Origin of the sequence: Amycolatopsis sp. NPDC021455 (assembly GCF_040640995.1) — a bacterium.
Classification (GTDB): Bacteria; Actinomycetota; Actinomycetes; order Mycobacteriales; family Pseudonocardiaceae; genus Amycolatopsis.
The window spans coordinates 31,867-45,506 of the sequence record NZ_JBFACT010000028.1 but is presented as its reverse complement, the minus strand read 5'-3'; the positions used below and the strand labels follow the sequence as shown (position 1 = coordinate 45,506).

Annotated in this window: 11 protein-coding genes; 4 read left to right on the top strand and 7 right to left on the bottom strand. The window is 72.5% G+C overall.

Going from position 1 to position 13,640, the window contains the following annotated elements; all coding sequences use genetic code 11:
• Positions 1–19: 19 nt before the first annotated feature.
• The 7 genes from AB0G28_RS27465 to thyX form a co-directional block, all read right to left on the bottom strand.
• Positions 20–1,666: a VWA domain-containing protein gene (locus tag AB0G28_RS27465; protein ID WP_361094853.1), complete on the bottom strand. Its 1,647-nt coding sequence runs from the start codon at positions 1,664–1,666 to the stop codon at positions 20–22.
• A 329-nt stretch (positions 1,667–1,995) separates the two neighbouring features.
• Positions 1,996–3,693, bottom strand: coding sequence for a ribonuclease J (locus tag AB0G28_RS27460; RefSeq protein ID WP_361094850.1), 1,698 nt, complete (start codon positions 3,691–3,693; stop codon positions 1,996–1,998).
• Positions 3,690–4,703 carry a 4-hydroxy-tetrahydrodipicolinate synthase gene (gene dapA, locus AB0G28_RS27455; protein ID WP_361094847.1) on the bottom strand — a complete coding sequence of 338 codons (1,014 nt, stop codon included), beginning with the start codon at positions 4,701–4,703 and terminating at the stop codon, positions 3,690–3,692. Before dapA ends, AB0G28_RS27460 begins: the two co-directional genes overlap by 4 nt.
• Before the next feature lie 90 nt (positions 4,704–4,793).
• Positions 4,794–6,278, bottom strand: a complete 1,485-nt coding sequence (locus tag AB0G28_RS27450) for a serine/threonine-protein kinase (RefSeq protein ID WP_361094844.1) — start codon at positions 6,276–6,278, stop codon at positions 4,794–4,796.
• Between the two features lie 109 nt (positions 6,279–6,387).
• The gene (locus tag AB0G28_RS27445) at positions 6,388–7,629 is read right to left on the bottom strand and encodes an Nramp family divalent metal transporter (protein ID WP_361094841.1); all 1,242 of its coding nucleotides are present in this window, start codon (positions 7,627–7,629) and stop codon (positions 6,388–6,390) included.
• A 169-nt stretch (positions 7,630–7,798) separates the two neighbouring features.
• A complete protein-coding gene (locus tag AB0G28_RS27440; protein WP_361094838.1) occupies positions 7,799–8,194 on the bottom strand; it encodes an ACT domain-containing protein in 396 nt (131 codons plus the stop codon).
• Complete coding sequence (gene thyX / locus AB0G28_RS27435) at positions 8,194–8,946, bottom strand: FAD-dependent thymidylate synthase (RefSeq protein ID WP_361094835.1); 753 nt, start codon at positions 8,944–8,946, stop codon at positions 8,194–8,196. Before thyX ends, AB0G28_RS27440 begins: the two co-directional genes overlap by 1 nt.
• Positions 8,947–9,065: 119 nt before the next feature.
• Here thyX and AB0G28_RS27430 point away from each other — a divergent pair, with 119 nt between their 5' ends.
• The 4 genes from AB0G28_RS27430 to AB0G28_RS27415 all read left to right on the top strand — a co-directional run bounded on the left by AB0G28_RS27430 (position 9,066) and on the right by AB0G28_RS27415 (position 13,631).
• Positions 9,066–9,587, top strand: a complete 522-nt coding sequence (locus AB0G28_RS27430; RefSeq protein ID WP_361094832.1) for a toxin-antitoxin system HicB family antitoxin — start codon at positions 9,066–9,068, stop codon at positions 9,585–9,587.
• Between the two features lie 11 nt (positions 9,588–9,598).
• The gene (locus tag AB0G28_RS27425; RefSeq protein WP_361094829.1) at positions 9,599–10,531 is read left to right on the top strand and encodes a DUF4097 family beta strand repeat-containing protein; all 933 of its coding nucleotides are present in this window, start codon (positions 9,599–9,601) and stop codon (positions 10,529–10,531) included.
• A gap of 317 nt (positions 10,532–10,848) precedes the next feature.
• Positions 10,849–12,384 carry an amino acid adenylation domain-containing protein gene (locus AB0G28_RS27420; RefSeq protein WP_361094826.1) on the top strand — a complete coding sequence of 512 codons (1,536 nt, stop codon included), beginning with the start codon at positions 10,849–10,851 and terminating at the stop codon, positions 12,382–12,384.
• Entirely contained in the window at positions 12,381–13,631 is a 1,251-nt protein-coding gene (locus tag AB0G28_RS27415) for a hypothetical protein (protein WP_361094823.1), read from the top strand. The genes AB0G28_RS27420 and AB0G28_RS27415 overlap by 4 nt, the downstream gene beginning before the upstream one ends.
• Positions 13,632–13,640: the final 9 nt, after the last annotated feature.

The following is a 13,640-nucleotide window of genomic DNA, read 5'->3' as shown; positions in this document are numbered from 1 at the left end:
ACGCGTGTCGGCTCTCGGATCACGGGCTGCCGGCTATTCGGGACAGGGCCCCGAAAAAGACGTCGGTGATCTTGGCCGGGTCGGGGGCGATGAAGGCCTGGCCGCCGGTGGCCGCGGTCATCTGGTCCAGCTCGGCCTTGTCCGCGTCCGGGCCGATGCCGACGCCGATCAGCGGGATCGGGCGGCGGGCGTCGTTCAGCTTCGCCAGCTCGGCCAGCAGGTCCGCGCGCGTGATGCCGTGCGGGTCGTCGTTGTGGCCGTCGGTCATCACGATCACCAGGTTGAGCCGGCCGGGTTCCCATTCGCGGCGGGCCGTGCGATAGGTGTCCAGAACACTGTCGTAGAGCCCGGTTCCGCCGTCCGGGGTCGCCTTCACCTCGGCCAGCTTGTCCAGCGCGCCGCTCGCCAGGTGCTGGGCGACCGGCGCCATCGGCAGCAGCTCGCGGTAGTCCTTGTCGCCGTCGAGGCGGGTCGAGAACGTCAGCATCCGCAGCTGGGTCGCGGGTTTGAACAGGTGCATCGCCTTCGCCGCGGCCTGCATCGTCACCTGCATCCGGTTCAGCCCCGTCCCGGGCACCTGCGCGTTCATCGACCCGGAGACGTCGACGAGCACCTGCACCCGCGCGCTCAGGTTGACCCCGGCCCACTGGGTGAGCAGTTCGTCCACGACGGGCGCGGCCGGCAGGCTCGCGGTGCGGATGCCCGGCGACGTCACCCTCGGGTCGTCGGCGTGCTCGCGCAGCGCCTGCCCGCCCGCCGCGCGCAGCCCGGTCTTGGCGATCGCGTCGGCACCCGCGTCGCCGAGCACCGCCTCCCGCAGCGCGTCGACGATCGGGCGTTGCTGCGGCGTGATGCCGCCCAGTTCGGCGAACGGGAAGTCCAGCAGGGGCACATCCGTGGAGTAGACGGCGACCAGCGGTGACGTCCGGTCCTCGATGTTGTGGCGCAGCAAGGAGTTCTCCGACGCGGGGAACGCCGTCACCGCCGCCGTGCCGGGGCCCGTGCCCGGCCCGGGCAGCCGCGCCATCAGGTCGGTCTCCGCGCCGAGGGTGTTGGCCGAGAACCGCCGCAGCAACGCGACGTACGCGGCCGAGGGCTCGGGTGCCGCCTTGACACTGTCCCGCAGACCCAGCAGCGCCACCGCGCCGACCGCGTCGCGGGCCGGGTCGGGCATCCCCGGGACGGCGCCCGGCGCGGCCAGGACGTCGGCCCAGGTCAGCGTGCGGTCGGGCCAGCCGAGGCCCTTGGCGACGTCGGCGGCGACGGCGAGCACCACCGGCGAGCTGGCCACCGACGAGCCGGTCTCGGGGACGTCGGAGGCGCCGAGCTGGCGGGCGCGGCGCAGCGCGAGCGTGGAGTCCGGCACCCAGACCTGCGGCCGCGGGCTGCCGTCGGACAGCGCGAGCCGCTCGGCCGCCGACGTCGCTTCCCGCGCCTGGACTTCGACGCTGCCGCACTTCAGGTCCAGACCGCGCGCGACGAGCGACAGCGCGGGCGCGATGTCCGCGGACGCGGTGACGAGGACTGTCGCGGGGTGCTCGCACGCCGGCCGGGACCGCACGGCCGACACCGTCACCCACGCCGCGGCGCCGAGGACGACGACGAGCCCGGTCGCCAGGACGGGTACGAGCAGCCGGCGCCGTCCGTCCGGCGAGTGACGTCCCATCGGCGCGGCCTCTCTTGCCGAGGCGGGTGGGGATCAAGGTTAGCGCTCACCAAACCGGACGGTCGTGGCCCAGACGGCGTAACAGGACCGCGCGACCTCATCCCCGGGAGGGATACGGCCCCACCCGCAGCGGGATGTCCCCGATCGCGAGCGGCGAAACACTGGACGGCATGAAACCGACCCGAGGGGAACAGCGCAGGGCACGCCGGGCCCTGCTCCGCCAGACCGTCACCGTGGCCTTCGCGCTGCTGCTGGCCAAGGTGACGCATTGAAAACGCGGAACGCCTTCGCCGGCCAGGGGGCGGCGAAGGCGTTCCGCGTGAACGAACTCAGACCGGGATGACCGTCGGGACGATCATCGGGCGGCGGCGGTAGGTGTCGGCCACCCAGCGGCCGACCACCCGGCGGACCGCCTGCGCGATCCGGTGGGTGTCCGTGATGCCCTCGGCTTCCGTGCGCGCCAGCTCCATCTCCACCAGCGGCACGACGGCGTCGAGCGCCTTCGGGTCGTCGGAGAAGCCGCGGCCGGACACCGTGGGGCTGCTGACCGCGCGGCCGGTGCTGGAGTCCACCGCGACCGTGATCGCGATGAACCCGCCCTCGCCGAGGACCAGCCGGTCCGACAGCGTCGACTCGCCGACGTCGCCGACCGAAAGGCCGTCGACGTACACGTGGCCGACCTCGACGCGGCCGGTGCGGGACGCCTTGCCGTCCACGAGATCCACGACCACGCCGTCCTCGGCGATGACCACGTTCTCCGGGGCGACGCCGGTGCGGATCGCCAGCTCGCCGTTGGCACGCAGGTGCTTCCACTCGCCGTGCACCGGCATGACGTTGCTCGGGCGCACCGCGTTGTACAGGTAGAGCAGCTCCCCCGCCGACGCGTGGCCGGACACGTGCACCTTGGCGTTGCCCTGGTGGACGACGTTCGCGCCGAGCCGGGTCAGGCCGTTGACCACGCCGAACACCGCTGTCTCGTTGCCCGGGATCATCGAGCTGGCCAGCACGACGGTGTCGCCCGCGCGGATCGAGATCTGCCGGTGCTCGCCGCGCGCCATCCGCGACAGCGCCGAGAGCGGCTCGCCCTGCGAACCCGTCGAGACGAACAGGACCTTGCTCTCCGGGAGGTTGCTCGCCTGGTCGAGGTCGACCAGCAGGCCGTCCGGGACGTTCAGCAGGCCCAGCTCGGCCGCGATCCCCATGTTCCGGACCATCGACCGGCCGACGAACGCGATCCGGCGGCCGTGCCGCTCGGCGGCGTCGAGGACCTGCTGGACGCGGTGGACGTGGCTGGCGAAGCAGGCCACGATCACGCGCTGGTCGACCTTGCGCACGACGTCGTCGAGCACCGGGCCGATGTCGCGCTCGGGCATGACGAACCCGGGCACCTCGGCGTTGGTCGAGTCGACGCAGAACAGGTCGACGCCCTCGTCGCCGAGCCGGGAGAAGCCGGCCAGGTCGGTCAGGCGCCCGTCCAGCGGGAGCTGGTCGAGCTTGATGTCGCCGGTGTGCAGCACCACGCCCGCCGGGGTGCGGATCGCCACCGCGAGCGCGTCCGGGATGGAGTGGTTGACCGCGAAGAACTCGAGGTTGAACACGCCGACGTCGCGGCGCTCGCCCTCGCGGACGGTGATCAGGTTCGGCCGCTGCCGGTGCTCCTTGGCCTTGGCCGCGAGCAGGGCGTTGGTGAACTTCGAGCCGTAGATCGGCAGGTCAGGCCGCAGGCGCAGGAGGAACGGGACGGCACCGATGTGGTCCTCGTGCCCGTGGGTGAGCACCAGGCCGTCGATGTCGTCGAGGCGGTCCTCGATCGCGCGGAAGTCGGGCAGGATCAGGTCGACGCCGGGCTGGTCGTCCTCGGGGAAGAGCACCCCGCAGTCGACGATGAGCAGCCGTCCGCCGAACTCGAAGACGGTCATGTTGCGCCCGACCTCGCCGATGCCGCCCAGCGCGACGACGCGCAGGGCCCCCTCGGGCAGTTCGGGCGGGGCGTTCGTGGGACCTGGACCAGGGGGAAGTGAGCTCACCGAGGCAGGGTCCCAACGCTGGTGTGCGAGGTCGGCGCGACGTAGGCCGCTCGCGAATCTGCTTGTGCCACCCGCTCACCATGCCAGTCCTGGGCCGCCGTGTCGCCCAGCGGCACGCCGCCCTGGGCAAGATCGGCGGCGATCAGGGCCGTCTGCTCGGCGGTCGGCGCGACGATCGGCAGCCGCGGGTCGCCGATGTCGAAGCCGCGCAGCCGCAGCGCCGCCTTGCTGAAGGCGACCCCGCCGACCCGCGACATCGCGCGCAGCACGGGCAGCATGCCGCGGTGGTTGGTGCGCGCGGTGGAGGTGTCGCCGTTCTCGTAGGCGTCGATCATCGCGCGGATCCGGCCCGCGACGACGTGACCGATCACACTCACCACGCCGACCCCGCCGACCGAGATCCACGGCAGGTTCAGGCCGTCGTCGCCGGAGTAGTAGGCGAGGTGGGTGTTGGCGATGACCTCTGAGCCGGCGATCAGGTCGCCCTTGGCGTCCTTGACCGCGACGATCCGGGGGTGCTCGGCCAGCCGCAGCAGCGTGTCGACCTCGATCGGGACGACCGAGCGCGGCGGGATGTCGTAGAGCAGCACCGGCAGGCCGGTGCTGTCGGCGACGGTGGTGAAGTGCGCGTACAGCCCGGCCTGGCTGGGCCGCGAGTAGTACGGGGTGACGACCAGCAGGCCGTGCGCGCCGGCTTCTTCGGCCTGTTTCGCCTGCTCGACGCTGTGGGCGGTGTTGTTGGTGCCCGCGCCGGCCACGACGGTCGCGCGGTCGCCGACGGCCTCGACCACGGCGCGGATCAGGTCCTGCTTCTCCGCGTCGCTCGTGGTCGGGCTCTCGCCGGTGGTGCCGTTGACCACGAGGCCGTCGTTGCCCAGCTCCACGAGGTGCCCGGCCAGCTCCTGCGCCCGCTTCAGGTCCAGCGCGCCGTCGGCGTCGAACGGGGTGGCCATCGCGGTGAGCACGCGCCCGAACGGCCGTCCGGGCGCTGCGGTAGGTGGGTTGGACATGGGGAGACGGTACCCCGCCGGTCCGGCGAAAACCGCGCCGACCTGGTCACCAGGAGGATTTCCCGGCCCCGGCCGCTCGTCGCGGAACTTCTACTTGACCTTGGTCGTGATCGGGGCCGAGATGGGCCCGCCGTCGGCCTTGGTCAGCACGCAGAAGAACGCCCGGGTGGGGTGGTGGCTGTCGGGGTCGTCGGGCACGCTCTGCCACTCCTCCTGGGTCGGGACGAGCGCCCGGTACTTGAGGCCTTCGCGCTTGGCCTCGGGGACGATCGAGGAGTGGAACGAGGTCGCGCACCGGGCCTCGGCGACCGCCGTGACGCCGGCCAGGCCCGGGTAGGCGGCGATCTGTGCGTCGCTGTCGGACCAGCTCGCGAGGTCGATGACGTCGCCGCCGTCGTAGACCTCGAGGGTGTGGCTCTCCTTGCAGTCGCCGTCGTTGGCGCCGCTCATGACGCCGCCGTCCTGGACCGACGCGTTGAAGCAGCGGTATCCCCCGCTGACGTCGACCCGCATCTGCCCGCCGATCCCGAACGTGGCGGCCGGGAGCTTCTGCGGGTCGGCGTCCGGGCCGCCGACCGCCTTGCCCGCGAAGAAGCCGCCGACGAGGGCGCCGGCCACGAGCACCGCGGCGGCCGTGACCCAGAGCGCGCGGTGGTTCTTCGCGGGCGCGGGCGCCGGGCCGCCGGACGGGAGGAGCATCGCGGTGCCGCCCGGCGGGGTGGGCCGCATGCCCTGCGCCGTGGTCAGCAGGTTCTGCGCCTGGGCCGCGGACAGCCGCGCGTCCGGGTTGGCCACGAGCAGGCCGAGGATGACCGCGGCGAGCGGGCCCTGGCCGCGCGTGAGGTACGGGATCTCGGTCATGATCGCGTGCAGCGTCGCGGCGGTGGTCGCGCGCTCGAACGGGATGGTGCCTTCGACGGCGAAGAACAGCGTCGCGCCGAGGGACCACAGGTCGGACGCCGGCAGCGCTTCGCGCCCTTCGACGCGCTCGGGCGCCATGAACGCGGGTGAGCCGACGATCATGCCGCTGGTGGTCAGGCGCGGGTCGTCGACGGCGTGGGCGATGCCGAAGTCGGTGAGCTTCACGCGGCCGTCCGGCGCGACGAGGATGTTCGCCGGCTTGACGTCCCGGTGGACGATCCCGGCGGCGTGCGCGGCCTGCAGCGCGGTGAGCACCCGCTCCCCCAGCTGCGCGGCCTGCGGCGCGGGCATCGGGCCGCGCTGCCGGACGAGGTCGGCCAGCGACGGCGCTTCGACCAGCTCCATGACGATGAAGGTGCTGCCGCCGTCGGTGACGACGTCGTAGACGGTGACGATCGCGGGATCGTTGAGCCGCCCGCCGGTGCGCACCTCCCGCAGCGCGCGTTCGGAGAAGACGGCGGCGGACTCGGCGTCGGGCAGCCGCAGTTCCTTGACGGCGACCGGGCGGCCGATGACCTGGTCCTGCGCCCGCCACACCACACCCATGCCGCCGCGGCCGAGCTCGCCGAGCAGGAGGTAACGGCCGGCGACGACGCGCTGACCAGGCGTGCCGGGCGTCCGCGGTGGGTAGGGCCGGGTCTGTTCGTCGGTCACGGTGCTCCTTTTGGCGGCGGTCGCGCAGATGCTAGTCGGACCGCCGCGGAACGCTCCGGGTTCCGCGAAATTCGTGACCCGGCGGGTTTCCGGGTGGGGAGAAGTAACGTCAGCCGGCGAAAGTGAGGTAGATCAGGACCAGGTTCAGCGCGATGATGATCGCCGCGACCACACCCGCCGCCACCGTCGTCGCGCGGTGGTTCGTGTCCTCGCCCATCAGCGTCCGGTCCGCCGTCAACCTGATCAGCGGCACCAGCGCGAACGGGATCCCGAACGACAGCACCACCTGCGAGACGACCAGCGCCGCGCTCGGGTCGGCGCCCAGCGCCAGCACCACGATCGCCGGCGTCAGGGTGACCAGGCGGCGCAGGACCAGCGGGATCCGCTTGAGCAGCAGGCCTTGCATGATCATCGCGCCCGCGTACGCGCCGACCGACGTCGAGGCCAGGCCGGAGGCGAGCAGGCCGATCGCGAACAGCAGCGCGATGCCCGGGCCGAGCGCCGAAGCGACCGCGCCGTGCGCGCCTTCGATGCTGTCCACGCCGTCCTGGCCCTGGAGGTTCGTCGCGGCCAGCAGCAGCATGCCGAGGTTCACCGCGCCGGCGAGCAGCATCGCCAGGCCGACGTCGGCGCGGGTCGCGCGCAGCAGGCGGCGGCGCCGGGCGCCGTCCGCGCGGCCGTGGCGGTCGCGGACCAGGCCGGAGTGCAGGTAGACCGCGTGCGGCATGACGGTCGCGCCGAGCATCGCCGCCGCGATGAGCACGCTGCCCGCGCCGTCGAACCTCGGCACCAGGCCGCCGAGGGTCTGCGACGCCGACGGCGGTTCGACGAACAGACTCGCCAGGAAGCCGATCGCGATCACCGCCAGCAGCCCGGTGACGACCCGCTCGAATGTCCGCTGGCCGCCGCGGTCCTGGATCGCCAGCAACGTCAGCGAAACCGCGCCGGTGATCAGGCCACCGACGATGAGCGGCAGGTCGAACAGCAGGTTGAGCGCGATCGCGCCGCCGACGACCTCGGCCAGGTCGGTGGCGATGGCGACGATCTCGGCCTGCGCCCAGTAGGCCAGCCGCGCGGGCCGGGACAGGCGGGCGCGCAGCGCCTCCGGCAGCGACATGCCGCTGACCAGGCCCAGCTTCGCCGACAGGTACTGCACGAGCACGGCCATCAGGTTCGCCGCGACGATCACCCAGACCAGCAGGTAGCCGTAGCGGGCGCCGGCGCTGATGTTGGAGGCGACGTTCCCGGGGTCGACGTAGGCGATCGCGGCCACAAAGGCCGGGCCGAGCAGGGCCGACCCGGCGCGCAGGCGCGTCGCGAGTCTCGGCCGGACAGCCTCGGTCACAGCCATGCCGCCTGCCTCTCGCCGGTGTCGGGGACCCTAAACCGAAGTTTAGGCGTGCCGAACTTTGCTTTTCAAGGGTGACGGCTCCCACCCTCGCCCCCGGGTACCCCGAAAAGCCGTGAAGGCCTCCTTCCCGGCCATAAGAGCCGGGAAGGAGGCCTTCACGGACCTCGGCTCAGGGGTGGGCGACCTCGTGGCCGGATTCGCGCAGGGCCTTGACCGCGTGGTCGAGATCGGCGGCGCGGACCAGGATGTGGTCGGTGTCGAACGTCGACATCGAGAACAGCGCGACCCCGGCCGCGGCCAGCTCGGAGGCCAGCGCGGCGATGATGCCGGTGAGCGTGAACTCCAGCGGCCCGCGGACCGACAGCAGCCGCCAGCCGTCCTCGGCGGCCGTGCTGCCGGCGGGTTCGCGGCCCGCCGGGCAGATGACGGACAGCTCCTCGGGCGTCCGGGTCACCGAAACGAAGGCTTCGCCGGGCTCGAAGAGCTCGGCGGGCACCGCGGCGTCCGCGGGCAGCCGCACGACGACGTAGTCGCCGGGCCGGACGTCGATCGCGAGTCGCTTCATCAGCCTTCCAGCACCTTCGGGCTCGTGGCGATCTCGGTGCCGTCGGGCAGCGTCGAGATCGTGAAGTCGGCGAACACGTTCGCCGCGGCCTTCTGCAGCTGCCGCAGGCATTCCACGGCCAGCCCGCGGATCTCGACGTCGGCGTGCTCGGTGGCGCGCATCGCGACGAAGTGCCGCCAGGCCCGGTAGTTCCCGGTGACGACGATGCGCGTCTCGGTCGCGTTCGGAAGTACCGAGCGGGCGGCCTGGCGGGCCTGCTTGCGGCGCAGCGTCGCGGTCGGGACGTCGGCGAACTTCTCCTCCAGCCCGGCCAGCAGCTCGGTGTAGGCGGCCACGCTGGCCCGGTTCGCGGCGAGGAACTTCTCGTGCAGCACCGGGTCGTTCGCGATCACCTCCGGCTCGACGAACTCGGCGTCGCGCTCGGGGACGTAACGCTGCGAGAGCTGCGAGTAGGAGAAGTGGCGGTGCCGGATCAGCTCGTGGGTCAGCGAGCGGGAGATGCCGGTGATGTAGAAGGTCACCGATCCGTGCTCCAGCACCGAAAGGTGGCCGACGTCGATGATGTGCTCGAGGTAGCCGGCGTTGGTCGCGGTGGCGGGGTTCGGCTTCTTCCACGACTGGTAGCAGGCGCGGCCGGCGAACTCGGCGAGCGCCTCGCCACCGTCGGCGTCGGTCGACCACGGCACGTCCTCGGGCGGGAAGAACTCCGTTTTCGCGATCAGCTGCACCCTGGGTGACACGGTTTCGGCCACGTCAGTACTCCTTCTCCGGCTCCCCGCAGCCTAACCGCGTGCGGGCGCGCACTCCCGGGCGACACAGGTGACATCACCGGCTCCTTGACTGACGTCACTGATGACGTCATAGTGGTGTCATGGATCTGACCCCGTACATCGCCAACCTTCGCGAGGACCTCGCGAACACGGCCGCGGCCGGGGACGAGCACACCCGGCGGGCGGCCGCACTGCTGTCCTCCGCGCTCGAGCCCGCCGTCCGCCTGACCCTGATGAACGCCCTCGCCGACCTCGCCGCCGAGGTCACGGCCGCGTTACCCGGCCAGGTGGTCGACGTGCGGCTCGACGGCCGTGACGTCCGCGTCGTCGTCACGGGCACCGCGGAGGAGCCGACGTCACGCGAGACACCACGTGACACCACCCCGCCGCCACCGCCGGTCGACGGCGGGGACATCTCCCGCATCACGCTGCGCCTGGTCGAGCAGATCAAGGGCCAGGCCGAACGCGCGGCCGCGGCCCAGGGCGTCTCGCTGAACACGTTCGTCTCGCAGGCGGTACAGGGCGCTCTGGGGCACGGCGCGCTCGGCGGCGGGAGTCAGAAGCACCACCGGGGCAAGGACGACCGGGGCGGGTCGCACCTGCACGGCTGGGTCGAAGGCTGAGGGACGAGACGATGAGCGAAGAACAGACGACACCGGCCGGAGAGCCGGACGGCGAAAACGACGAACTGGTCCGGATCGACGAGTTCGAGACCGACGTCCCCCTGGAACTCGACGTCAGCGTGACGATCGGCCGCGTCGAGATCGTCCTCGAAGACGACTCCGGCGCGCGCGTCGAGCTGCGCCACGACCGGGGCGAGCAGCAGCCGTGGGTGGCGGGCGTCAACAGCCTGCTGTCCTGGGTCGGCGAGCGCTTCGGCGACCAGCTGGGCGTCGACCCGTCGGCCTCCCCCGCCGAGGCGGTGCGGCAGAGCCGGATCGAGAAGCTCGGCAACCGCCTGGTCGTGAGCGCCCCGAAGGCGTGGCAGCTGCGCAACGTCGCGCTCGCGGTGAAGGTGCACGCGCCGGCGGGGTCGCACGTCGAGGTGCGGGCCGGCGCGGCGGACGTGACGGTGACCGGCTCGGCCGGCCGCGTCGACCTGCTCACCGGCTCCGGCGAGGTGAAGCTCGACCGCGCCGACGGCTCGGCCACGATCCGCACCGGCAGCGGCGGCGTCAAGCTCGGCCCGACACTGGGCGGGCTGCAGCTGCGCAGCGGCAGCGGCCACGTCGAGGCGTCGTCGATCGCCGGGTCCGCGACGCTGGCCACCGGCACGGGCGACGTCTGGCTGGGCGCGGTGTCCGGCGAGGTGATGGCCCGCACCGGCAGCGGCGACCTTTCGGTGGCCGACGCCGCGTCGGGCTCGCTGGACCTGATCACCGGTTCCGGCGAGGTCCGGATCGGCATCCGCGGCGGGACGGCCGCCGAGGTCGACCTGACCTCCAGCGCCGGCCGCGTCTCCAGCGAACTGGACGTCGCCGACACCGCACCGGAAGGCGGCGTGAAGCTGAAGGTCCGAGCCCGCACGGGCACCGGCAACGCCGTGGTGACGCGCGCGGCGGGCTGAGACAACCGGGCCTCCGGCCCGGGCCGGGGGCTCCGCCACCCGGAGCCCCCGAAAGGCATGGCTGGGTAAGGGGGAGAGAGGGGCCGTTCCCGGTGGGGGTGCCGGGAACGGCCCCGTTCGGCGTGCGCGCGAAATACCAGAGGGGCCACCCACGGAATACCGGCGAACGAATGATGAATTCGTCGAAATAAACGTTTACCCGAGTACCTTTCACGCACGCAGCGCAACATCCGAATTTCTCTCAAAACCTTTGAACGGATCGCGGGGCTGTCTCGTTCACATCGGTTGACTGCGTCGGCTTGGCGAAAGGTGACCGAGTGACCGCGACGATCCGGCCCGCCTCGCTGCCGGGCCTGTCCCCCGCCGATCGCGTGCTGTTCCAGCGGTTCGGCACCGGGGAAGCCGCCCGGGTCCCGTTCCGCGGAATTCACGAAGCCGTGCTCGCGCAAGCGCGCATTCGGCCGAACGCGCTCGCCGTCGAGCATTCGGGGGAATGCCTCACCTACGCCGAACTCGATCGCCGGTCGGCCGCACTCGCCGCCGCACTCGCCGGATTCGGCGTACGGCCCGGACAGCACGTCGGACTGTTCCTCACGCGGTCGATCCCGATGGTCGTCGGCCTGCTCGCCGTTCTCCGCGCGGGCGCGGCGTATGTGCCGCAGGACATCCGGATCACGCCCGCAGCCCAGCTGAAGCACATCGTGGAGACCGCGGCCATCGACGTCGTCCTCACCACGCGCGAGCACCGCGCCGCGATCCCCGCGGGGCTCGGCCGGGTCGTCGCGATCGGCGAAGAGCACTCCGGCGGCCACCGCTTCGGCGGGCCGCCCGCCGGCGGCACCGCGATGGTGATCTTCACGTCGGGAACGACCGGGCGGCCCAACGGCGTGCAGGTCACCCACGAAAACCTCGGCAACGTCCTGCTCACCCGGCCCGGCTCGCTCGGCATCCGGCCGGGCGACCGCGTCGCTCAGTTGCTGAACATCGCCTTCGACATGGCGGCCTGGGAAATCCTCGGCACGCTGGCCCACGGCGGCTGCCTGGTGATCCGCGGCAAGGACATCGAAGAGACCGCCCGCGAGGCCGACGTCGTGATCGCCACCCCGGGCGTGCTGTCCACAGTGGACCCGGCCGCCTGCCGCCGGGTGCGCACCGTCGCCGTGGCGGGCGAGCGGTGCCCGGTCGAGCTGGCCCGTGCCTGGGCGCGGCGGGCGAGCTTCCACAACGCCTGCGGCCCCACCGAAGTGACGATCGTGAACACGATCCAGCGCTACGACCCGCGGCGCACCCTGACCATCGGCCGTCCGGTACCCAACACCACGGTCTACGTGCTCGGCGACGACCTGGCGCCGTGCCCGATCGGGCAGGTCGGCGAAATGTGGGCCGGCGGCGCGTGCGTCACCGCGGGGTACGCCGGCAACGAGGCCCTCACCGCCGAACGCTACCGCCCGGACCCGTTCCTCGGGGGCGCGCACCGGATGTTCCGCACCCGGGACCTCGTGCGGTGGACCGCGGACGGGCAGCTGGAGCACCACGGCCGGACCGACGACCAGGTCAAGGTCCGCGGCTTCCGCGTCGAACTGGACGCGGTCACCGCCGCGCTGGAGCGGGCGCCGGGCTGCGAACGCGCGGCCACCGTGCTCTACGACGGCGGGCTCGCCGGCTTCGTGACCCCGGCTTCGGCCGAGCCCGGGCTCGTCCGGCGCGCGGTGGAAGCCGAGCTGCCGTACTACTGCGTGCCGGCGATGATCGTCCCCGTCGACCGCCTGCCGCTGACCGAGCGGGGCAAGGTCGACCGGCGGGCCTTGCTGTCTCGTTTGGACAGTCGCGAGCCGGCGGAGACGGTGGCATGACGTCGACCCTCGCTCCCGCTTCGCGGTCCGTGCGGGCCCGGCTGAAGCGACGGCCGTGGACGCACCACAACCGGCTGGCCGCCGCGGTGGTCGTGGTCAACGCCGTCCTCGCGGTCACCGCCGGCCCGCTCGACGCCGACGTCCTCGCCCGGCTGGTGCTGGGGAACCTCACGCTCGCCGTGCTGATCCGCCAGCAGCTCGTGATCAACCTGCTGTTCCGGCTGGCCACCGCCGCCTCGCCGCGGCGTTCGCTGCGGCTGCGCTGGACGCTGGGCAAGGTCTACCACTTCGGTGGGCTGCACGTCGGCGGCACGCTCTGCGCCACCGGCTGGTTCCTCGTGCTCACCGGGGTGCTCACCGTCCGCGGCGGCCCGGCGGCCCTGCTGGTGACGACGTGGGCGATCGCGGGTGTCCTCGCCGTCATGGTCGTGCTCGCGCTGCCGCGGCTGCGCGCCCGGCGCCACGACCTGTTCGAGCGCTCCCACCGGTTCGGCGGGTGGTCGCTGCTGGTGCTGTTCACCGTCCACTCGGTGCTGCTGGGGGGACCGGATTTCGCCGGCTCCGGGCCGTTCTGGGTGCTGCTGGTCGTCGTGACGAGCGTCGCGCTGCCGTGGCTGCGGCTGCGACGGGTGCCGGTGCGGATCACGCGGCCGTCGCCGCACGTGGCCCTGCTGTCGTTCGACTACGGCGTGACCCCGTTCGCCGGCTCGTCGACGGCGCTGAGCCGGAATCCCTTGCTGGAGTGGCATTCCTTCGCCAACGTGCCCGCGCCCGGGCGCGCCGGGTTCCGGCTGACCGTCTCCCGGGCGGGTGACTGGACCGGCGCGCTGATCGACGACCTGCCGACGCACCTGTGGGTCAAGGGCATCCCGACGGCGGGCGTGGGCAACATCGACAAGCTGTTCCGCCGGGTGGTCTGGGTGGCCACCGGCAGCGGCATCGGCCCGTGCCTGCCGCACCTGCTCTCCGGGGAGACGCCCGCACGGCTGGTGTGGTCGACGCGGCATCCCCGGCGCACCTACGGCGACGAGCTCGTCGACGAGATCCTCGCCGTTCAGCCGGACGCCGTCGTGTGGGACACCGACAGCGCCGGCAAACCCGACCTGGTCGAGCTGGCCCTGAGCGCGCACCGGGACTTCGACGCGGAAGCGGTGATCTGCATTTCGAACAAGAAGACGACGTGGCACGTCGTCGAGGAGCTGGAAGCCCGCGGGATTCCGGCCTTCGGCGCGATCTGGGACTCGTGAGGGAGAGAG

Bases quoted from the DNA above. Each gene is read 5' to 3' on its own strand.
- AB0G28_RS27415 (WP_361094823.1), top strand. From the start codon at position 12,381: ATGACGTCGACCCTCGCTCCCGCTTCGCGGTCCGTGCGGGCCCGGCTG.
- AB0G28_RS27445 (WP_361094841.1), bottom strand. From the start codon at position 7,629: ATGGCTGTGACCGAGGCTGTCCGGCCGAGACTCGCGACGCGCCTGCGC.
- AB0G28_RS27425 (WP_361094829.1), top strand. From the start codon at position 9,599: ATGAGCGAAGAACAGACGACACCGGCCGGAGAGCCGGACGGCGAAAAC.
- AB0G28_RS27440 (WP_361094838.1), bottom strand. From the start codon at position 8,194: ATGAAGCGACTCGCGATCGACGTCCGGCCCGGCGACTACGTCGTCGTG.
- AB0G28_RS27430 (WP_361094832.1), top strand. From the start codon at position 9,066: ATGGATCTGACCCCGTACATCGCCAACCTTCGCGAGGACCTCGCGAAC.
- dapA (WP_361094847.1), bottom strand. From the start codon at position 4,703: ATGTCCAACCCACCTACCGCAGCGCCCGGACGGCCGTTCGGGCGCGTG.
- AB0G28_RS27465 (WP_361094853.1), bottom strand. From the start codon at position 1,666: ATGGGACGTCACTCGCCGGACGGACGGCGCCGGCTGCTCGTACCCGTC.